The organism is Microbacterium sp. MF43, from assembly GCF_012847295.1.
GTDB lineage: Bacteria > Actinomycetota > Actinomycetes > Actinomycetales > Microbacteriaceae > Microbacterium.
In genome coordinates this window covers 126,607-146,526 of sequence record NZ_JABBDY010000004.1, presented here as the reverse complement: position 1 = coordinate 146,526, position 19,920 = coordinate 126,607, and the positions used below count along the sequence as shown (strand labels likewise).

Below are 19,920 nucleotides of genomic sequence, written 5' to 3'. Positions count from 1 at the left end.
AGCCCGGGTGCGCGGCTCCGCGGGCCGTTAGCATGACAGGGTGGAGCCGATCCTCGACTTCCTCCGCGACTACTGGTGGCTCGCGTTCCCGTTCATCGGTGTGATGAGCGGCGTCGGCAGCGCCTGGGAGCGCGCTGCCCGCCGCCGCCACCGGCGCCGGCTCGAGGTGCTGCATGCCAAGGCCGAGCTGAAGGCCGCCGCGCGTGGGCAGACGGTGGCCGCGGCATCCCTCCCTCCCGTCACCGCCCCGACGGCGACGACGATGGGCGCCCCCGCGGCTCGCGAGACGCAGGCCACCCAGCTCGAGCGCCTGTTCGCGACCCACGACGCCGTCACGGCGCGCTGGCTGGAGTACGAGCTCGACGTGGCGAAGATCATCGCGTTCCCGGCGATGAGCGACGGCAGGCAGCCGCTGACGGCGGCCTTCCTGCGGGCCAAGCGCATCGCCGACGGTCTGCGCCCGGCGTCGCCGAAGGCACGGCTCACGCGGGACCAGCTGACGGAGTACCGCAACGCGGTGGCCGACTTCGAGGTGGCCTTCGACGTCGCCGAGCGCGATGCCCGCCGCATCAAGGACTCCAGCTTCACCGAGGGGGAGCGCAAGCGCCTCGAGACCGCGAAGCAGCTGCTCACGGTGGCGATCGACCAGGCGGCCACTCCCGCGGAGCGGCAGCTCGCGTATCGTCGCGTGCGCGAAGAGCTCGACGGCCTCATCTCACTCTCGGACGGGGCGATCGAGGTGCTCGAGACCAGGGTCGCGCTCGAGCTTCCGGCCAGTGCGACGAGTGCGCAGGCGACGGATGCCCCGCCCCGCCGCATCTCGACGACTCCTCCGGCCGCGCCCGGCGCCCGGCCCGCGGGGGGCGCCGGCACGGGGGTCCCGCCCGCTGCCGGATCATCCCCGAGCGCGCCGTGGCCGGTGCCGGCACGCCCGACGACGGATCCGGCTCCGGGTCGTGTCGTCCGCCCCAAGCCCCACTCCTGACCACGCCCTGGCATGGGACGGCGGAGCGGGGTTGCGGCGTGCGTGCTTCTGTGGTTACTTAGTCAAGTAAGTAACCGACAGACCAGGGGTCGCACGTGATCGAAGAAGGCCGGGCGCTGTTCCTCCAGATCGCCGAGAGCGTGGAGGATTCCATCGTCGACGGGAGTCTCGCCGAGGAGAGCCAGGCGCCGTCCACGAACGAGCTCGCCGCCTTCTACCGGATCAACCCGGCCACCGCGGCGAAAGGAGTCGCCATGCTCGTCGACAAGGACGTGCTCTACAAACGGCGGGGCATCGGCATGTTCGTCGCGCCCGGCGCGCGGGAGCGGCTGCTCGCCGAGCGCCGCGCCGCGTTCGCCGACCGCTTCATCGATCCCCTGCTCACCGAGGCGCGAAAGCTCGGCCTCGGCGCGGAGGACCTGTCCACCCTCATCCGCGACCGGGCGCTCGCACCCGTCGCGCCGACCTCTCAAGGAGATGCCCGATGACGCACGTGATCGAGGTGACCGGGCTCACCAAGCGCTACCGGGAGACCCTCGCGGTAGACGACGTGAGCTTCACGATCGAGAAGGACACCATCTACGGCCTTCTCGGTCGCAACGGCGCCGGCAAGACGACCGTCATGTCGATCCTCACCGCGCAGAACTTTCCCACGCGCGGCGAGGTGCGGGTGTTCGGCCAGGATCCGTACGAGAACGCCAAGGTGCTGCGTCGGATGTGCTTCGTCCGCGAGAGCCAGAAGTATCCCGACGACGCCAAGCCCGCGCACGCGCTCAAGACGGCCCGCCTGTTCTTCCCGAACTGGAGCCAAGAGCTCGCCGAGCAGCTGATCGAGGACTTCCAGCTGCCGATGAACCGGCGCATCAAGAAGCTGTCGCGCGGGCAGCTGTCGGCCGTCGGAGTCATCATCGGCCTGGCCTCCCGCGCCGAGATCACCTTCTTCGACGAGCCGTACCTCGGTCTCGACGCGGTGGCGCGGCAGATCTTCTACGACCGGCTGCTCGCCGACTACACCGAGCACCCGCGCACGATCATCCTGTCCAGCCATCTCATCGACGAGGTCTCCAACCTCATCGAGCGCGTGCTCGTCATCGACCGCGGCCGCATCATCATGGACGAGGATACGGATGCCGTCCGCGACCGCGCCGCGAACATCGTCGGAGACTCTGCCGCCGTCGAGCAGTTCGTCGCCGGCCGCGAGGTGATCCACCGCGAGAGCCTCGGCCGCGTCTCCTCGGTCACGGTGCTCGGCGCACTGTCGGCGACCGACCGCGAGCGCCTCGTCGGTGCGGGCCTCGAGGTCGCTCCCGTCTCGCTTCAGCAGCTCATCGTGCGCACGACCCAGCACGCCGGTGCCGCGCCCGAGCCGACCACCATCGACGAAGGAGCACTCCGATGAACCGGACCGTCAACGTCGTCCGCATGCAATTGATCAACCGCCAGACGTACATCTGGGTGCCGCTCCTGGTGCTCGGCGGCGCGTTCCTGCTGACACTGGCCGTCTACGCGATGCTCCAGAGCTCGGGCGTGACCGGCCCGAAGTACGGTGGCGGTGCGCAGGCACCGCTCTGGTACTTCTGTGTCGTCGGAGTCCAGGCGCTGACGCTCAGCTTCCCGTTCTCGCAGGCGATGAGCGTGACGCGCCGCGACTTCTTCTCGGGCACGCTGCTGACGGCCGCGACGACCAGTCTCGTGCTCGCCGTCGTCTACGTCGTGGGGGGCCTCATCGAGGACGCCACCGGCGGCTGGGGCCTCAACGGCTACTTCTTCACCCTGCCGTGGGTGTGGGGGTCGGGCGCCGGAGTCGCACTGGTGTTCTGGTTCACCTCGGCGATGCTCGTCTTCGTGTCGGGCTTCTGGGCGGCCACGATCTACAAGCGCTCCGGGTCACTGGTGCTGACCCTGGTGCTCGTCGGGCTCGGTGCGCTGCTCGTCCTGTGGATGTACCTCGTCGGCCGGCTGAACGCGTGGGCGCAGGTGTTCGAGTGGTTCGCGGCGCAGGGGCCGCTCGGACTGTCGCTGTGGGGACTGCTCCTCGGTGCGGTCCTCGCTGCCGTCGCGTTCCTCACGCTCCGGCGCGCGGTTCCCTGACCCCCTGCCGCTCGCCCGGAAGAAGACCCGCCCCTCCCGCCAGGGGCGGGTCTTCCGATCGCCGGCGAGAGATCGGCCGCGCGCCCCGGGAGCAGGATCGATTTGCGATCATGGATCGTCGCTAGGCTGGGAGCGCGCACACACCAGGAGCGGAGGCGCCCATGGAACCCGGGACGATCAGCCGGAGCCTGCTCTCGGATCAGGTATACGAGCTGATCCTCGCGTCGATCCTCGACGGCACGCGCGCGCCCGGCTCGCGTGTGGTGGAGTCCGAGATCGCGCGGCAGCTCGGCATCAGCCAGGCGCCCGTGCGCGAGGCGGTGAAGCGGCTCGTCCACGCCGGGCTGGTGGAGTCTCTTCCCCGGCGGGGAAGCTATGTGACCGAGATCTCGCTCCGCGAAACGGAGATCTCGCGCACGATGCGCGCCTCGATCGAATCGGAGGCCGCGCGCATAGCGGCAGAGGAGGCCGGCGACGCCGAGTTCGCCACCCTCGAAGGGGTCGTGGGACGGATGCGGGCGGCTGTCGACGCCGAGGACTGGGCGACGTTCCGCGCCCTCGATCTGGAGTTCCATCGGGCGGTCGTCAGCATGACCCAGCGCACGGTACTCGTGCGCCTCTGGCAGACGCTCGAGCCCACGCTCGTCAGCCAGCGTGCGATCGGCGACCCGGCGTTCTCGGGGGATCGGTCGCAGGTGGTGGCCTGGCACGCCGATCTCGTCGAGGCGTTGAGGACGGGGCCGGATGCCGCGGCCGCCGCGTTCTCGGCCCACGCGTCCGGCGCGCTCGACATCGACGAGGAGCGGTGATGTTGTGCACCGGCCGATCGCGGACTACGCTCTTCTCGTCTATCGATAGACGATTAAAGGGGGATCCATGACGCGCCGAATCCACGCGTCGGCCCCACTGCGCGAGGTGCCGCAGTGGGCGGTACTGCAACGTGAACTGCTCACGCTGCAAGATGCCGCCTGGCGCCTCTTCATCCAGCGGTTCTGCGAGACAGACGGGCGTCTGCGCTACCGCGGCCGGATGTACGGGCGCGACGGCGCGGACGACTTCTACGAGGCGTTCTTCAACTGGCCCGCGCTCTACCGCCTCGGTGGCTCTGACGACCTGCTCGAGGCGGCGAAGCATCATTGGGAGGGCGTGACTCGGCAGCTGACCGAGTACGGATTCGTGCACGACGAGTACGAGGTCGGCTACGACTGGTTCCACCAGGGGGAATCACTGCCGCTCTTCCTCGGGATCTGCGCCGCGGACCCCTCGGACGGGGCCTTCCGCGACCGTGCGCGCAGGTTCGCGGGCTTCTACCTCCCTGATTCGCCCACGGGGAACTACGACGCCGCCACGCGCACCATCGTCGCTCCGCATACCGGTTCGCGCGGGCCGCGATGGGGCGTCGGCGAGGATTGGGAGAGCTACGGCGCCGACCAGGACGGCATGCGCATCTACGGCCTGCCGCTACATGACGTGGACGGGGTCGACTCCTGGGACGACCTGCGGGCGGATGGTGCGGCTTCGCGCATGGGACGGGCCATGCAGGAGCGGATGGGCCGAGGCGACACCGCGGTCAATCTCGCCGCGACGACCCTGGCGACGAACGCGTGGCTGTACGACAACGACGCCCGCTTCTCGGAGTGGGTGCTGGAGTACATCGACGCGTGGCGCGAGCGGGCCGCACGCAACGACGGACTCCTGCCCGACAATGTCGGTCCCGGCGGCACGGTCGGGGAGCTGCACGACGGGGCGTGGTACGGCGGCCACTACGGGTGGACCTGGCCCCACGGCCTCTACACGATCGGACCCGCCGCCACCGTCGCGGCCCAGAACGCCGCGCTCCTCACGGGCGACCTCGAACGCCTCGACCTGGTCCGCGGGCTCTTCGACGCCGTGCTGGCCCACGGCCAGGTCCTCGACGACATCGGCCGGCGCGGCAGCCTCGGTCCCGGGTGGGCCGACCGGCTGCACGCCGACGAGCGCACGCGCGAATTGCTCGTGCCCTACCGCCACGGCCCGGGCGGGTGGTTCGACTTCCACCCCGTTCCCCTTCAGCCCCTCCTCTGGCTGGCGTGGATCTCGCAGGCGCCTGCCGACCAGGAGCGGCTCGACCGGATCCGCGCCTCCTCGACGGTGGACTGGACCGCGGTCCACTGGTTCCACGACAAGGAGGAACAAGGACACGAGGCCCCGTGGAGCGAGTATCTCGCCGGCCGCAATCCGGATTACCCCGAGCGCGCGCTGCGGCTCGCGATCGCGCAGGTGCTGCGGCGGATCGCGCTCATCGAAGAGGCCCCGGCCGAGCCGGACGACGGCGACATCCACTTCTGGCAGCGGCTGAACCCCGTGGTGACCGAGGTGCTGACGCAACTCGTGTTCGGCGCTCCGCCGGCGCTGTACTACGGCGGACTCACGCATGCCCGCGTCATCGTCGGCGATGCCGTTCGCGGGCGCCCCGGGCTCCCCGAGGACGTCGCGGCGCTGGTCAGCGGCATCGAATCCTCGCGACTCACCGTCGAGCTCATGAACCTCGGCGCCCGGACGCGCGTGGTGACCCTCGTCGCCGGTGCTTTCGGCGAGGACCGCTTCGACACGGTCGCCTACGACGCCGGGTCGCCGGGCTACCCCGGCGACCCGCACCGCTACGCGATCCCCGACGCGAGCGTCGTCAGCCGGCGAGAGGACGTGGGTGACGCGCGGCTCACCGTCGAGCTTCCCGCGCGCACGCGGATCCGCCTCGACCTCGACATCACGCGCCGCGTCCGCGCCGCCCGGCACCAGCACTTCAACCGATCCGATGAGGAGAAACCGTGAGCATCACCCACCCGACCCCCCTGTCATCCGTGTACCCGCTGCCGGTGCGCGGCGAGCCGTTCGAGCGCGCCGACGCCGACATCGTCCGGCGGATGGAGATCGTCAGCGCCGCCACGGCGTGCGCCAAGCTGAACGGCATGGGCATCACCCGCACGGCAGTGCAGGGCCCGCTGCCGCTCGAGCGAGGCAGCCGTGTCGTCGGCTCGGCACTCACGCTCCAGTTCATGCCGCAGCGCGAAGACGTCGCGAGCGGCGTGAGCCAGGAGTACATCGAGCGCCACACGGCGCTGTGGGAGGTGCTCGAGACGGTCCAGGAGGGCGACGTTCTCGTCGTGCAGGCCTACGGCAGCGCCTTCACGGGATGCTTCGGCGACATGCTCGTGCGCTACTTCAAGCGTCGCGGGGGTGCCGGCATCGTCGTCGACGGCCGCATCCGCGATGTGGCGCGCGTGCGCGAGCTCGGGGTGCCGATCTGGTGCACGGGCGTCACCCCGCACTACGCCTCGCAGACCGACCTCTTCCCCTGGGCGTACGACGTGCCGATCGCGGCGGGCGGCGTGCTGTGCCTTCCCGGCGATGTGGTCGTCGCCGACGACGACGGGGCGGTGATCGTGCCCGGCAGCAGGGCCGAGGAGCTGGTGCGTTCGGCCGAGGACCATGAGAACTGGGAGGACTTCAGTCGCATGCGCCTCGAGCAGGGCGCACGTCTGTCCGAGTACTACCCGCTCACTCCCGACAGCAGGGCGGAGTACGAGGCGTGGCGCGACGGCGGGCGCATCCCGCTCGTGTGACGTCGACGCGGTCGACGCCGCGGTTCAGCGGCTGTCGGCTGCCTCGGTGTGGTGGCGGATCACCTCGGCGACCACGAAGTTGAACCACTTCTCGGCGAAGGCCGGGTCGAGCTCGGCCTCCTCGGCGAGCCGGCGCAGCCGGGCGACCTGCTGCTCCTCGCGAGCGGGGTCGGATGCCGGCATTCCGTGCTCCGCCTTGAGATGGCCGACCTGCTTCGTTGCCTTGAACCGCTCGGCGAGGAGATAGACGAGGGAGGCGTCGATGTTGTCGATGCTGTTGCGCAGCCGCTTCAGCGTCGTCGTCGGGTCCTCGGTCATGGCAACCTCCTCGGCCTCCGACGATACCCGAGCGCTCGACCGGTCACGGCGCCGCCGCCTATCGCCCGCGCGGGGTGAAATATCGAGCGTGTCTTCGCCGGCGACAGGCCGCGGTCCTAAAGTGTGACGCATGACCGACGCTGCCACCTCGCCGGGCGCGAGCGACGCCGAGACCCTCACGCCCCTCGCCGTCACGCCGACGGCCGGCACGAACGCCGCTCACGAGCTGGGTGACGCGGTTCCCGACGGGGTCGCGGTGTTCTCGGGCGAAGCTCCCGCCTCGAAGACGTTCTGGGCCAACCTGAACCACCCGTTCGGGCTCGGCCTGCTGCTCACCCTCGGCGGCCTCGTGGCGGTGCTCCTGGGGCTCGCCTTCTGGAACCTCTCCACGATCATCATCTACGTCGTGTTCGCGCTCTTCGTCGCTCTCGGCCTCGACCCCGTCGTGACCTGGCTCGAACGGCACAAGGTGCCGCGCGCGTGGGGCATCGTGACGGTGTACACGGCGTTCGCGCTCGTCTTCGCCGGCGTGCTCCTCCTCGTCGTCCCTGCTCTGGTCCGGCAGATCACGGCCTTCTTCACCGACCTCCCCACCACGATCGCGGACTTCCAGAAGTCCGACTTCTACAGCTGGCTCTCCAGCACCTTCGGCGCCCAGGTCGGCGACATCATCAAGCAGATCGAGGCGTTTCTCACCAATCCGTCGAACATCGCCTCCATCACCGGCGGCGTCTTCCAGTTCGGCGTGACCATCGCGACCACGATCTCGGGGCTGATCATCGTTCTCGTCCTGAGCCTCTACTTCCTGGCGTCGCTGCCGTCGATGAAGGTGTCGCTCAACCGCTTCGCGCCCGCGCGCAACCGGGCGAAGGCCGCCGACCTCACCGAGCAGATCACGAGCTCCATCGGCGGTTACCTGATGGGCATGGTCATCCTGGCCTTCTGCAACTCGATCGTCGCCTTCCTGCTGCACCTGTTCCTCGGTCTTCCGTTCCCGGCCCTGATGGGTGTGCTCGCGTTCTGCATCACGCTGATCCCGCTCGTGGGATCAGTGCTGTACTGGATCACGGCGACGGTCCTCGCGCTCTTCACCGGGTGGGTGCCCGCGCTGATCTTCGCGATCATCTACCTGATCTACATGCAGCTCGAGGCGTACGTCCTCACCCCCAAGGTCATGAACCGCGCCGTGTCGGTGCCCGGCGCCCTGGTCGTCATCGGCGCGCTGGTCGGTGGCACCCTCCTCGGCCTGCTCGGCGCACTCGTGGCGATTCCGATCACCGCGTCGATCCTGCTCATCATCAAGCAGGTGTTCATCCCACGGCAGGACGCCAAGCTCTGACGCTCCCTCGCCGGTCGTGCCCGCAGGCGGTCGGATGATCCTGACTCCCCGCACCGGCACCGTTGCGGAAAGAAGGATCTCGCATGACCTCGCAGGAACCTCACCCCGCCGTCGTCGCGGCCAACGACGCCGCACGGAAGTCGCTGCCGTTCTCCGACCGCGCGGACTTCGACGATGCCGACCGGGGCTTCCTCGGCACGGTGGAGCCCCTGATCATCCGCGCCGCAGACGGCGCTGTCGTGTGGGATGCCACCACGTACGCGTTCCTCGAGGGGGAGGCTCCGGCATCCGTCCACCCCAGCCTGTGGCGCCAGTCGCAGCTCGCCGTCAAGCACGGTCTCTACGAGGTCGTCGAGGGCATCTACCAGGTGCGCGGCTTCGACCTGTCGAACGTGACCTTCGTCGAGGGTGACACCGGCGTCATCGTGATCGATCCGCTCATCACGACCGAGGCCTGCGCGGCGGCGCTCACGCTGTACCGCACTCACCGCGGCGAGCGCCCCGTCACGGCGGTGATCTACAGCCACAGTCACATCGATCACTTCGGCGGGGTCTTCGGGGTGACCACGCAGCAGGAGGTGGATGCGGGCCGCGTGCCGGTCATCGCACCGGACGGCTTCCTCGAGCACGCGATCGCCGAGAACGTCTACGCCGGCACCGCGATGGGCCGACGGGCCGGGTACATGTACGGAGCGGCGCTCGCGCGGGGGCCGCGCGGCCAGGTCGGCGCGGGGCTCGGGCAGACGACGTCGATCGGCAGCCCCGGGCTCATCGTGCCCACCCTATCCGTGCAGGAGACGGGTGAGACGCACGTCATCGACGGCGTCGAGATCGAGTTCCAGCTGGCGCCGGGCACCGAGGCGCCGTCCGAGATGCACTTCTACTTCCCGCGCTTCCGCGCGCTGTGCATGGCTGAGAACGCCACGCACACGCTGCACAACCTGCTCACCCTGCGCGGCGCGCTGGTGCGGGACCCGCACGTGTGGTCGCAGTACCTGACCGAGGCGATCGACACGTTCGGCGATCGCACCGAGGTGGTGTTCGCGTCGCACCACTGGCCGACTTGGGGCGGCGCCGAGCTGCGGGAGTTCCTGTCGCTGCAGCGGGATCTCTACGCCTACCTTCACGACCAGACCCTGCGCCTGCTCAACCGCGGGCTCACGGGCGCCGAGATCGCCGAGGAGTTCGTCCTGCCGCCGGCGCTCGAGAACGCGTGGCACGCGCGCGGGTACTACGGGTCGGTCAGCCACAACGTCAAGGCGATCTATCAGCGCTACATGGGCTGGTTCGACGGGAACCCGGCCCGCCTGTGGCCCCACCCGCCCGCCGCGCAGGCGGAGCGCTACGTCGAGGCGATGGGCGGGATCGGACGAGTCGTCGAGCTCGCGCAGCGGGCGTACGACGAGGGCGACCTCCGCTGGGCGGCCACCCTGCTCGACCACGCGGTGTTCGCGGATGCCTCGCATCAGCCGGCGCGAACGCTCTACGCCGACACGCTCGAGCAGCTGGGCTACGGCATCGAGAACGGCACGTGGCGCAACTTCTTCCTGTCGGGGGCCACCGAGCTGCGCGAGGGGAGCTTCGGGACGCCCACGCAGCCCAACGCCCCGTCGATCCTCGCGGAGCTCAGCCCGGAGCAGCTCTTCGACGCGCTCGCGATCCAGGTCAACGGTCCCGCGGCGTGGGATCTCGACCTCGCCACCGACGTCACGTTCACCGATCTCGGCCGCAGCTTCCGGGTGACCCTCAGAAACGGCGTGCTCGTCTACATCGAGAAGGATCCCGCGCCCGGCGCCCAGCTGAGCGTGAAGCTCACCAAGTCGCGACTGCTCGCGTTCGCGGCGGGCGACGCGTCGCAGGAGGGCATGGAGATCGAGGGAGACTTCGGCGTGCTCACGACCCTGCTGGGCGTGCTGCAGCCGGGTGATCCGGACTTCGAGATCGTCGTCCCCTGAGTCGGGGGCTCAGCGTACCGGCAGCACGCACGTGGGCGAGGGCGCGTCCGCGCGGTGTCGCACCCGGCCCGGGACGCCGGTGCGCAGATCGAGGGTGAGCGACACCACGTCCTCGGACTTCTGCCCCGCGACGAGCAGCGTGTCGCGCACCACGAGGTGGTGGCGCGGCCAGTCGACACCCGCATCGGCGAGGGCGACGGGCGCGAGGCTCTCACCCGCACCGCGGACCCGCAGCGTCGCGATCGTGTTGCTGCCGCGCACGCCCGCATAGAGGAACTCGCCGTCGCGCGAGGAGGCCAGCTCGGCGGCTGCGTCGCCTGGAAGCGTGGCGGCACCGAGCGGGGTCCCCCCGACGAGGCGCCACGAGCCGTCGGCCGCGGCCGCGAGAACGAAGACCTCGCACGACAGCTCGGTCACGACATAGAGGTGGCCGCTCGGGTGCGCGAGCAGGTGCCGCGGTCCGCTGCCCTCGGGCAGCGCGACGTGCTGCACCGCGCGGAGCCCGGTCGGCCCCGCCCGCCAGAACCGCACCAGGTCGAGGCCGAGGTCGGTGGTCGCGATCACGCCCCCGGATAGGAAGGTCACCTGGTGCGCACGGGATGGGCGAGCGGATGCCTCGGCACCAGCCCCCTCGGCACCAGCCCCCTCGGCGTCGTGGGCGCCGTGGTCGGGCACGAGGTGCGCGTACTCGTCTCCCGCCGCTTCTCGCAGCGCGCGTGCCGCGGCCGCGAGATCGAGCCCGGCGCCGAAGCCGGCGTCGGCACCGATGCGGTCGGACCGCTCGGACGTGTTGTGGTGGGGATCGGTCGCCGCGGGGGCGATCACCGGGCTGTGCGGCCGTCCGCTGCCGTCGAGGCTCATGCGCACGACGTTTCCGTCGGCCCAGCACGCGGCGACGAGGGATGCGCCGTCCGGAGCGACGGCGACGTGGCAGGTCGCGTCGCCGGCGTCGACCGGGTCGCCGAGCGGGGCGAAGGACGCCTCGCCCGTGCGGCGGAACGCCTGCACCGCACCGCGCTTCTCGAGGGTGGCGTATATGACGTCGAGCGTCGGGTGCGATGTCAGCCACGACGGCGAATCGGCGGGGGTGACCGAGCCCGTGTACGCCAGCGGCCCACCGGCCGATGCGTCGTCGACAGCGCCGGCGCGCAGCATCCCGATTCCGCTGGCGGACCCGTCCATATCGGCGGTGTACCCGCCCAGCAGGAACCTCATCGGCGCGTCAGTCGATGAGGTCGTGGCGCACGATCACGGCGTCGCGCGCGGGCCCCACGCCGATCACCGAGATCCGCGTGCCGCTCATCGCCTCGAGGGCGAGCACGTACTCCTGCGCCTCGACCGGGAGGTCGTCGAACGAGCGCGCCGTCGAGATGTCCTGCTTCCACCCGGGGTAGTACTCGAGGATCGGCTTGGCGTGGTGGAAGTCGGACTGGTTGACCGGCACCTCGTCGAACCGCTCGCCGTCGACCTCGTAGGCGACGCACACGGGGATCTGCTCGAGGCCGGTGAGGATGTCGAGCTTGGTGAGCACGAGGTCGGTGATGCCGTTGATGCGCGTCGCGTACCGCGTGATGGGAGCGTCGTACCATCCGACGCGGCGCGGGCGCCCGGTGGTCGTGCCGAACTCGAAGCCCCGCGAGCGAAGGTAGTCGCCGTTGTCGTCGAAGAGCTCGGTCGGGAACGGTCCCGAGCCGACGCGAGTCGTGTAGGCCTTGACGATTCCGACGATGCGGTCGAGCCGGTTCGGCCCCACCCCCGATCCGGTCGCGGCGCCTCCGGCGGTCGCCGACGACGAGGTCACGAAGGGGTACGTGCCGTGGTCGACGTCGAGCATCGTCGCCTGGCCCCCCTCGAACACCACGACATCGCCGGCGTCGAGCGCGTCGTTCAGAAGCAGCCCGGTGTCGGCGACCATGGGGCGCAGGCGCTCGGCATACGAGAGCAGGTCTTCGACGATCTCGTCGGCGGTGATCGCCCGGCGGTTGAAGATCTTCACGAGAAGGTGGTTCTTCTGGTCGAGGGCACCCTCGACCTTCTGACGCAGGATGTTCTCGTCGAAGAGGTCCTGGACGCGGATGCCGACGCGGTTGATCTTGTCGGCGTAGGCCGGCCCGATGCCGCGACCGGTCGTGCCGATCTGACGCTTGCCGAGGAAGCGCTCGGTGACCTTGTCGAGGGTGCGGTGGTACTGCGTGATGATGTGCGCATTCGCGCTGACGCGGAGACGCGACGTGTCGAGGCCGCGCGCGTTGAGCGCCTCGAGTTCGGCGAAGAGCACCTCGAGGTCGATGACGACGCCGTTGCCGATCACGGCGTTCACCCCCGGCGACAGGATCCCCGACGGGAGCAGGTGCAGGGCGTACTTCTCGTTGCCGATGACGACGGTGTGCCCGGCGTTGTTGCCGCCGTTGAACTTGACGACCCAGTCGGTGCGGTCGCCCAGGAGATCGGTGGCCTTGCCCTTGCCCTCGTCTCCCCACTGGACTCCGACGATCACGATGCCTGGCATGGGCTACTCCCCCGTTATCGGACGGTTACACCCCATCCTATCGATCCGATCCGCACGCCCCTCGCTAGTGTGTGCGGTATGCGTAACCGTACGTGGGCGGGGGCCTGGTCGGCGATGCGTCTCGTCATGGCGGCGCTGATCATCGCGGCGATCGTCGCGCAGCTGTCGGCCTCGGTGGGGACGGCCGCCGAGCTGGGTCGGGATGTCGCGACCACGGTCGCCAACTTCTTCAGCTTCTTCACGATCCTGTCCAACAGCCTGGCGGCGGTCGTGCTGGCGTGGGCGGGGCTCTGGCACTTCACGCGCGGACGCGGTGCACACGTGGAACCACCCGCGCTGGCGATGGCGCTCGCCTGCGTGACGACGTACATGATCATCACCGGCGTGGTCTACAACTGGCTGCTCCGCAGCATCGAGCTGCCGCAGGGCAGCGCCCCGATCCCGTGGTCCAACGAGCTGCTGCACCTGATCGGCCCGCTCTTCCTGCTGGTCGATCTCTTCGTCGGCCCGCGGCGGCGGGCGCTGCCGTGGCGCGCCGTGTGGGGCATCATCGCGTTCCCCATCCTGTGGGTGCTGTACACGCTGCTGCGCGGACCGCTGGTGACGAACCCGGTCTCGCGCGATCCGTTCTGGTACCCCTACCCGTTCCTCAACCCGAACAACCCCGGCGGATGGACGGAGGTCGCGTTCTGGATCGTGGTGATCTCGGCGGCGTTCCTCGTCGTCGCGACGCTCGTCGTGTGGTGGGGGCGCCGCGTCGGCGCCGAGCGCGAGCTCGACCACCGCACCGGCGACCACCTCGAAGAGGAGTGGGACGAGGCCCGCGAATCAGCGATGGAGTGAGGTCGGCTTCTACGGGAGCCGGCTGAGATCGTCTCCGTCGCTGTTGCGTCGCCGCTCGACCCGCTCGGTGTCGTCGTCGAGATCGGATGCCTCGTCCTCGGCCTCGTCGGACACGGCGGCGTCGGCGGCCGTGTCCTCCTCGCTCCGCCCCCACGACGGCGAGTCGTCGTCCGCATGGGTTTCGGTCAGCTCCTCGGCGGGGGTCTGCACCCACGGCGCCGGGGCGTCGGACGACTCCGTGCCGGCGTCGGAGGCCTCCGCGGACCCCGCGCCATCGGACCCCGCGTCATCGGACCCGGCCTCCTCGGCGGGCTCGCGCTCGGCATCGTGCTCGGCCTCGGCATGGTGCCCGGGCCCGGTGGCCTCGTCGTCGTGCTCGGCCTCGTTCTCGTGCTCGGCCTCGTTCTCGTGCTCGGCCTCGTCCTCGTGCTCGGCCTCGTTCTCGTGCTCTGCCTCGTCCTCGTGCTCGGCCTCGTCCTCGGCGGCCTTGGGCTCGCGCTCCACCTCGTGTCCAGCGCCGGACTCGCCCGCCTCGGCATCCGGCTCAGCCGCCGCTTCCGCGGCGACGAGGGGCGAGGCATCCGTCCGCTCTTCTTCCGACTCGGAGGTGTGGTTCGTCGCCCGAAGATCCGCGCGCCGAATGAGGTCGGGCACGTGCCACGAGCCCTCGAGGAACTCCGGCCGCGGGCGGTAGAGGCGCACGAGGTAGTTCCAGCCCTCGGGGAGCGGGATGCTGTTAGGTGCCGTCGCTTCTCCCGGCGGCGTGAAGCGCACGGTGATGGCCCCGTCCTCATCGGGCACCCCGGTCACGCTGTTCACGGTGTACCGGTTCTCGGCGTTCGGCTCGAAGTAGCCCTGCGCGTTGTAGACGGACACCGACCAGAAGGCATCGACCGGCACGTCGCGCATGGTGAGGTCGTAGAAGCCCACCGGCTGCTGCGGCGCGACGCCCACATACGAGGCCTCGGTGATCGGCAGGCCGCCCCAGCCGGCGGCCGCACCGATGAGGTGCCGCACCGGATCCACGTCGTGCTCGCCCCCGAACATGCGGTCGAACCCGCGCAGCCCTGCCGCCAGCGACAGCAGCGCGCTGCGCGTCGCGTCCAGCGATGCGACGTCGTAGTCGGGCATCTCGAACGGGCGCGCTGAGCGTGCCTCGAGCTGGATCGCGTCCTGCAGGCGGGCGACCACGGCGAGATCGGAGGGATCCTGCGGATCGACGAGCGTGCGCGCGGCCACGAGGACGTAGTCGGCGTCGGGGGCCAGGTCGCGCAGTTCATACGAGCCGGCGTCGTGCAGCACGGCGCGGACGTAATGCCGCTGGTCCAGCACCATGACCGAGAGGTAGCGGCCGTCCGCGTCGGGAATCACCAGCGTGGCACCCTCGGAGAGGTCGACGATCGCGAAGCTGTAGAGCGTGTCGCGGTTGAGGCGGATCACTGTCTGCCCCTCGATGGGCGCCGGCTCGCGATTGTGCCGGAACGTGTTCACGCCGCCCGCGTCGCGCTGGATGTCCGCGAACATGCGGTCCGTCTCCGCGCGCACGAAGTTGTCGGCATTCACATGGATGCTCATGTGACAACTCTGTACCACGGGTCGCGCTTGCGCCATTCCGCCACGTCACACCGGATTTCGGGTATACGGCGCTGAAATAGACTGAACGCATGTCGAAGGTCCTTCAGTCCCTGCCCGTCGGCGAGCGCGTCGGCATCGCCTTCTCCGGAGGACTGGACACGTCGGTGGCCGTGGCCTGGATGCGCGACAAGGGCGCAGTGCCGTGCACCTACACCGGAGACCTCGGCCAGCCCGACGAAGACGACATCGCGTCCATCCCCGACCGCGCACTGCAGTACGGCGCCGAGATCTCGCGTCTGGTCGACTGCAAGCCCGCTCTCGTGGAGGAGGGCTTCGGCGCTCTCGCGTGCGGCGCGTTCCACATCCGCTCGGGGGGACGCACCTACTTCAACACCACGCCGATCGGCCGCGCCGTCACCGGCACGCTGCTCGTGCGCGCCATGAAGGAGGACGGCGTCGACATCTGGGGCGACGGCTCGACCTACAAGGGCAACGACATCGAGCGCTTCTACCGCTACGGCCTGCTGGCCAACCCGGCCCTGCGCATCTACAAGCCGTGGCTCGACGCCGACTTCGTCACTCAGCTGGGCGGCCGCAAGGAGATGAGCGAATGGCTCGTCGAGCACGGCTTCCCCTACCGCGACTCGGTCGAGAAGGCGTACTCGACCGACGCGAACATCTGGGGCGCCACGCACGAGGCGAAGACCCTCGAGCACCTCGACGTATCGCTTGAGACGGTCGAGCCGATCATGGGCGTGCGCTTCTGGGACCCCGCGGTCGAGATAGAGACCGAAGACGTCACCGTGACGTTCGAGGCGGGTCGCCCCGTCGCGCTCAACGGCGTCGAGTACACCGACCCCGTGGCGCTGGTCTTCGAGGCGAACCGCATCGGCGGGCGCCACGGCCTCGGCATGAGCGACCAGATCGAGAACCGCATCATCGAGGCGAAGTCACGCGGCATCTACGAGGCGCCGGGCATGGCGCTGCTGTTCACCGCGTACGAGCGCCTGGTCAACGGCATCCTCAACGAAGACACGCTCGCGACCTACCACGAGCAGGGCCGCCGTCTCGGGCGTCTCATGTACGAGGGCCGCTGGCTCGAGCCGCAGTCGCTCATGCTGCGCGAGTCGATCCAGAAGTGGGTGGGCTCGACCATCACCGGCTCGGTCACGCTGCGCCTGCGGCGCGGCGAGGACTACACGATCCTCGACACCACCGGGCCCGGCCTGTCGTACCACCCCGAGAAGCTGTCGATGGAGCGCGTCGGCGATGCGGCTTTCGGACCGACCGACCGGATCGGCCAGCTCACGATGCGCAACCTCGACATCGCCGACTCGCGTCTGCGGCTCGAGCACTACGCCGCCAAGGGAATCATCGGCGGCGCCGCGGGCGAGCTCGTGGGCAGCCTCAAGGCCGGCGACGCGGAAGAGATCACCGAGCACGCGCAGGCGCGCGACGCCGCGCAGGACGAGCTGGCGGAGGCGCTCGACGAGGCCTCGGAAGGCGCCGCGTTCGACTTCGGTTCCGACTGAGCACGCCGCATCGGTTGATCGGCGGCGGCGGGCCGCGCGGTTCGACGGCACGGTGATTCGGCTCCCGACCTGGGCCGGGTTACGATTCGAGACGGTGCGCGCGACCCGAACGCGCGAAACCGGGGATCGTCGCGCATGACACTGCGTTCCGGCCCCTCGCCGAACCGAAAGAGCTTCGATGCTGAAGACCGCCACCGCGCCGCTCGAGACCGCCGAGGAAGCCCCGCCGCGCCGCTCGATCGGCCGCCGCATCGGCATCACCCTCTTCAGCGTCGTCGCCGGCGTCGTCGCGCTCGCGCTCGTCGCGACCGGATTCCTCGCCTTCACGATCCAGCGCTCGTTCCCCCAGGTCGAGGGAGAAGTCGCGCTCAGCGGGCTGAGCGATGAGGTCAGCGTTCAGCGCGATGCGCTGGGCATCCCGACCATCACCGCGGCGACCCCCTCCGACCTCTTCTTCGCGCAGGGGTACGTGCATGCGCAGGACCGCTTCTGGGAGATGGACTTCCGACGCCACGTCACGAGCGGCCGCGTCTCGGAGATCTTCGGCGAATCGCAGCTGGCGACCGATCGGTTCCTGCGCACGCTGGGATGGCGCGAGATCGCCGAGCAGGAGGTCGCCGCCCTCGACGACGAGACGCTCGCCTACTACGAGGCCTATGCCGAGGGTGTGAACGCCTACCTCGCCGATCACGACGGGGCGGACGTCTCGCTCGAATACGCCGTGCTCGGCCTGCAGAACTCGGACTACGAGATCGAGCCGTGGAGGCCCGCAGACTCGGTCGCATGGCTGAAGGCCATGGCCTGGGACCTCCGCTCGAACATCGAGGAGGAGACCGAGCGTGCGGTGATCGCGGCGGACTTCACACCCGAGCAGATGCGCGAGCTGTACCCGACCTACCCCTTCGACCGCAATCCGGTGATCGTGCCGTCGATCTCGAGCGTTCCCGCGGTCGGCACGGCTGCCGATACCGCGGTGGAGCAGAAGGCGGCCGCCGCTACGGCGTCGATCGAATGGTCCGAGGTCGACGGGGTCGTGGAGGCGGTGAGCGCGCTCGTGGGCGGCGTCGGCGAGGGCATCGGTTCGAACTCGTGGGTCGTCTCGGGTGATCTGACCGACAGCGGCCTCCCCCTTCTCGCGAACGACCCGCACCTCGGAGCCTCGCTGCCGAGCGTGTGGCACCAGGTCCAGCTCAAGTGCCGCGTCGTCTCGGAGGCGTGCGCGTTCGACGTGGCCGGCTTCGGCTTCTCCGGCGTCCCCGGAGTCATCATCGGCCACAACGACCGCGTCGCGTGGGGGTTCACCAACCTGACCACCGACGTGACCGACCTCTACCTCGAGAAGGTCGAGGGCGACAGCTATTGGCGCGACGGTGAGCTCGTGCCGCTGGACGTGCGCACCGAGACCATCGAGGTCGCGGGCGGCGACGACGTCGAGCTCGAGATCCGGTCCACCGTCCACGGCCCGATCATCTCCGGCCTGACCGACGACCACACCGCGATCGCCGACGACCCGTGGACCGGCAGCGGCGGCGGCGTGGAGCAGCCTGCCGACGCGCCCGAGGGCGATTACGCCGTGAGCCTGCAGTGGACGGCGCTCACGCCGGCGACCACGGCGACGGCGATCTTCACCCTCAACCTCGCGAAGGACTTCGACGACTTCCGAGCCGCCGCGCAGCAGTTCGCCGTGCCCGCGCAGAACCTCGTGTATGCCGACGTCGACGGCAACATCGGCTACCAGACGCCGGGCACGCTGCCGATCCGCGGCGCCGGCGACGGCTCCATGCCTCAGCCCGGATGGGACTCCGCGTACGACTGGCAGGGATTCATCCCGTTCGAGGAGCTGCCGGTGGTCTACAACCCCGACGAGGGCTACATCGTCACGGCCAACAACGCGATCGTCGGGGAGGACTACCCGCACTTCCTCACGCGCGACTGGGATTACGGTTGGCGCGCCGCACGCATCGTCGACCTCATCGAGCGCAAGTCCGCCAACAATCCGCTGACCGCGCAGGACATGCTCGACATCCAGTCCGACAACGCGTTCTTCCTCGGCATGCGCCTGTCGGGCGCCTACGCCGAGGTCGAGACGGGCGACGAGGGAACGGATGCCGCGCTCGATCTGCTGCGCACGTGGGACGCCCAGAACGACGCGGACTCGCCCGCCGCCGCCTACGCGAACGTGCTCTGGGACGAACTGGCCGGCAACCTGTTCGTGACCGGCCGCGAGAACCCGGTTCCGCTCTCGGACCAGGCCCGCCTGTTCCTGGTCGTGGACGAGCTGCTGCGCGAGCCCGCGTCGCCGTGGTGGACGAACGAGGCGATCGACGTGTCGGGCCAGGAAGAGATGCTGCGCCGCTCGGCCGTCGACGCGTACGAGCGTCTCGTGGCCCTGCAGGGCGAGAACCCGTCGAAGTGGAACTGGGGATCGCTGCACGCGCTCTCGCTGCGCAGCGACACCTTCGGGTCATCGGGCATCGCGCCCATCGAGTGGCTCTTCAACCGCGGTCCGGTGCCGGCCGGCGGCGGGTCCTCGGTTGTCAACGCGACCGGGTGGGTCATGGGCGAGGGCTTCTCGACCGTCACCGTTCCGTCGATGCGCATGGTCGTCGACCTCGCCGACTTCGACGACTCCGGTTGGAATCACCTGACCGGCGCGAGCGGCCACGCGTTCCACGCGAACTACATCGACCAGACGGATGCGTGGCAGAACGTCGAACTCACGCCCTGGGCATATTCACCCGCCGCGGTCAGCGAGTCCACGGTCGACACCCTCACCCTCACCCCCACGCCGTAGCGCCGGCTCCCCCACGGGAGTCAGCCGCCGGCGGCGGGCGGAGTGCGGTGGGAATCCGCCAGCTCGTCGACGAGGAGTCCCGCTTCGTCGATCGTGCCGTTGCGGTACGCCTGCCGGCCGACCATGTGAGCAGACAGCGGCGCCGTCGCCAGCTGCATCAGGACGATCGGCACCAGGAAGGCGACGACCGGCCACGACCGCAGCGAGAGCGCGACCGCGAGGCAGATGAGGATCAGCCCCAGCACCTGCGGCTTGGTCGCAGCGTGCAGCCGCGTCGCGACGTCACGGAACCGCAGCACGCCGATCGCGGCCGTGAGGCACAGGATCGCGCCGGCCAGGATCAGCAGGAGCGCGGTCAGATCGAGCCAGTCGTCCAG

17 protein-coding genes are annotated in these 19,920 nt (G+C 69.8%); 12 read left to right on the top strand and 5 right to left on the bottom strand.

The window, feature by feature from the left end:
• The first annotated feature begins 40 nt into the window (after window positions 1–40).
• From HF323_RS12705 to HF323_RS12675, 7 genes are all read left to right on the top strand, one after another.
• The gene (locus tag HF323_RS12705; RefSeq protein WP_169582973.1) at window positions 41–985 is read left to right on the top strand and encodes a hypothetical protein; all 945 of its coding nucleotides are present in this window, start codon (window positions 41–43) and stop codon (window positions 983–985) included.
• 95 nt (window positions 986–1,080) lie between these two features.
• Window positions 1,081–1,473: a GntR family transcriptional regulator gene (locus HF323_RS12700; RefSeq protein WP_169582972.1), complete on the top strand. Its 393-nt coding sequence runs from the start codon at window positions 1,081–1,083 to the stop codon at window positions 1,471–1,473.
• On the top strand, window positions 1,470–2,384 hold the full coding sequence (locus HF323_RS12695) for an ABC transporter ATP-binding protein (RefSeq protein ID WP_169582971.1): 915 nt from the start codon (window positions 1,470–1,472) through the stop codon (window positions 2,382–2,384). The genes HF323_RS12700 and HF323_RS12695 overlap by 4 nt, the downstream gene beginning before the upstream one ends.
• Window positions 2,381–3,076 carry a hypothetical protein gene (locus HF323_RS12690; RefSeq protein ID WP_169582970.1) on the top strand — a complete coding sequence of 232 codons (696 nt, stop codon included), beginning with the start codon at window positions 2,381–2,383 and terminating at the stop codon, window positions 3,074–3,076. The genes HF323_RS12695 and HF323_RS12690 overlap by 4 nt, the downstream gene beginning before the upstream one ends.
• A gap of 161 nt (window positions 3,077–3,237) precedes the next feature.
• On the top strand, window positions 3,238–3,885 hold the full coding sequence (locus HF323_RS12685; RefSeq protein ID WP_169582969.1) for a GntR family transcriptional regulator: 648 nt from the start codon (window positions 3,238–3,240) through the stop codon (window positions 3,883–3,885).
• A 67-nt stretch (window positions 3,886–3,952) separates the two neighbouring features.
• Window positions 3,953–5,887, top strand: a complete 1,935-nt coding sequence (locus HF323_RS12680; protein WP_188241714.1) for a hypothetical protein — start codon at window positions 3,953–3,955, stop codon at window positions 5,885–5,887.
• Complete coding sequence (locus tag HF323_RS12675; RefSeq protein ID WP_317451076.1) at window positions 5,884–6,678, top strand: ribonuclease activity regulator RraA; 795 nt, start codon at window positions 5,884–5,886, stop codon at window positions 6,676–6,678. Before HF323_RS12680 ends, HF323_RS12675 begins: the two co-directional genes overlap by 4 nt.
• 24 nt (window positions 6,679–6,702) lie before the next feature.
• On the opposite strand, the gene HF323_RS12670 is transcribed toward HF323_RS12675, so the two are convergent.
• Window positions 6,703–6,996 carry a chorismate mutase gene (locus HF323_RS12670; protein ID WP_169582968.1) on the bottom strand — a complete coding sequence of 98 codons (294 nt, stop codon included), beginning with the start codon at window positions 6,994–6,996 and terminating at the stop codon, window positions 6,703–6,705.
• Between the two features lie 130 nt (window positions 6,997–7,126).
• On the opposite strand from HF323_RS12670, the gene HF323_RS12665 reads away from it, so the two are divergent.
• Both HF323_RS12665 and HF323_RS12660 read left to right on the top strand, forming a co-directional pair.
• Entirely contained in the window at window positions 7,127–8,335 is a 1,209-nt protein-coding gene (locus HF323_RS12665) for an AI-2E family transporter (RefSeq protein WP_169582967.1), read from the top strand.
• Between the two features lie 83 nt (window positions 8,336–8,418).
• On the top strand, window positions 8,419–10,290 hold the full coding sequence (locus tag HF323_RS12660) for an alkyl sulfatase dimerization domain-containing protein (RefSeq protein WP_169582966.1): 1,872 nt from the start codon (window positions 8,419–8,421) through the stop codon (window positions 10,288–10,290).
• A gap of 9 nt (window positions 10,291–10,299) precedes the next feature.
• Here the strand turns inward: HF323_RS12660 and HF323_RS12655 are convergent, their stop codons facing one another.
• Window positions 10,300–11,505, bottom strand: coding sequence for a beta-propeller fold lactonase family protein (locus tag HF323_RS12655; protein WP_169582965.1), 1,206 nt, complete (start codon window positions 11,503–11,505; stop codon window positions 10,300–10,302).
• Window positions 11,506–11,512: 7 nt separating this feature from the next.
• Window positions 11,513–12,799, bottom strand: a complete 1,287-nt coding sequence (locus HF323_RS12650; protein WP_169582964.1) for an adenylosuccinate synthase — start codon at window positions 12,797–12,799, stop codon at window positions 11,513–11,515.
• 78 nt (window positions 12,800–12,877) lie between these two features.
• Here HF323_RS12650 and HF323_RS12645 point away from each other — a divergent pair, with 78 nt between their 5' ends.
• Window positions 12,878–13,642: a Pr6Pr family membrane protein gene (locus HF323_RS12645; RefSeq protein WP_223169402.1), complete on the top strand. Its 765-nt coding sequence runs from the start codon at window positions 12,878–12,880 to the stop codon at window positions 13,640–13,642.
• A gap of 9 nt (window positions 13,643–13,651) precedes the next feature.
• Here the strand turns inward: HF323_RS12645 and HF323_RS15300 are convergent, their stop codons facing one another.
• Complete coding sequence (locus HF323_RS15300) at window positions 13,652–15,217, bottom strand: DUF1254 domain-containing protein (RefSeq protein ID WP_211160577.1); 1,566 nt, start codon at window positions 15,215–15,217, stop codon at window positions 13,652–13,654.
• Between the two features lie 89 nt (window positions 15,218–15,306).
• On the opposite strand from HF323_RS15300, the gene argG reads away from it, so the two are divergent.
• Window positions 15,307–16,749: an argininosuccinate synthase gene (gene argG / locus HF323_RS12635; RefSeq protein ID WP_169582963.1), complete on the top strand. Its 1,443-nt coding sequence runs from the start codon at window positions 15,307–15,309 to the stop codon at window positions 16,747–16,749.
• 178 nt (window positions 16,750–16,927) lie between these two features.
• Entirely contained in the window at window positions 16,928–19,543 is a 2,616-nt protein-coding gene (locus tag HF323_RS12630; protein ID WP_169582962.1) for a penicillin acylase family protein, read from the top strand.
• A 20-nt stretch (window positions 19,544–19,563) separates the two neighbouring features.
• Here the strand turns inward: HF323_RS12630 and mnhG are convergent, their stop codons facing one another.
• A complete protein-coding gene (gene mnhG, locus HF323_RS12625) occupies window positions 19,564–19,920 on the bottom strand; it encodes a monovalent cation/H(+) antiporter subunit G (protein WP_169583294.1) in 357 nt (118 codons plus the stop codon).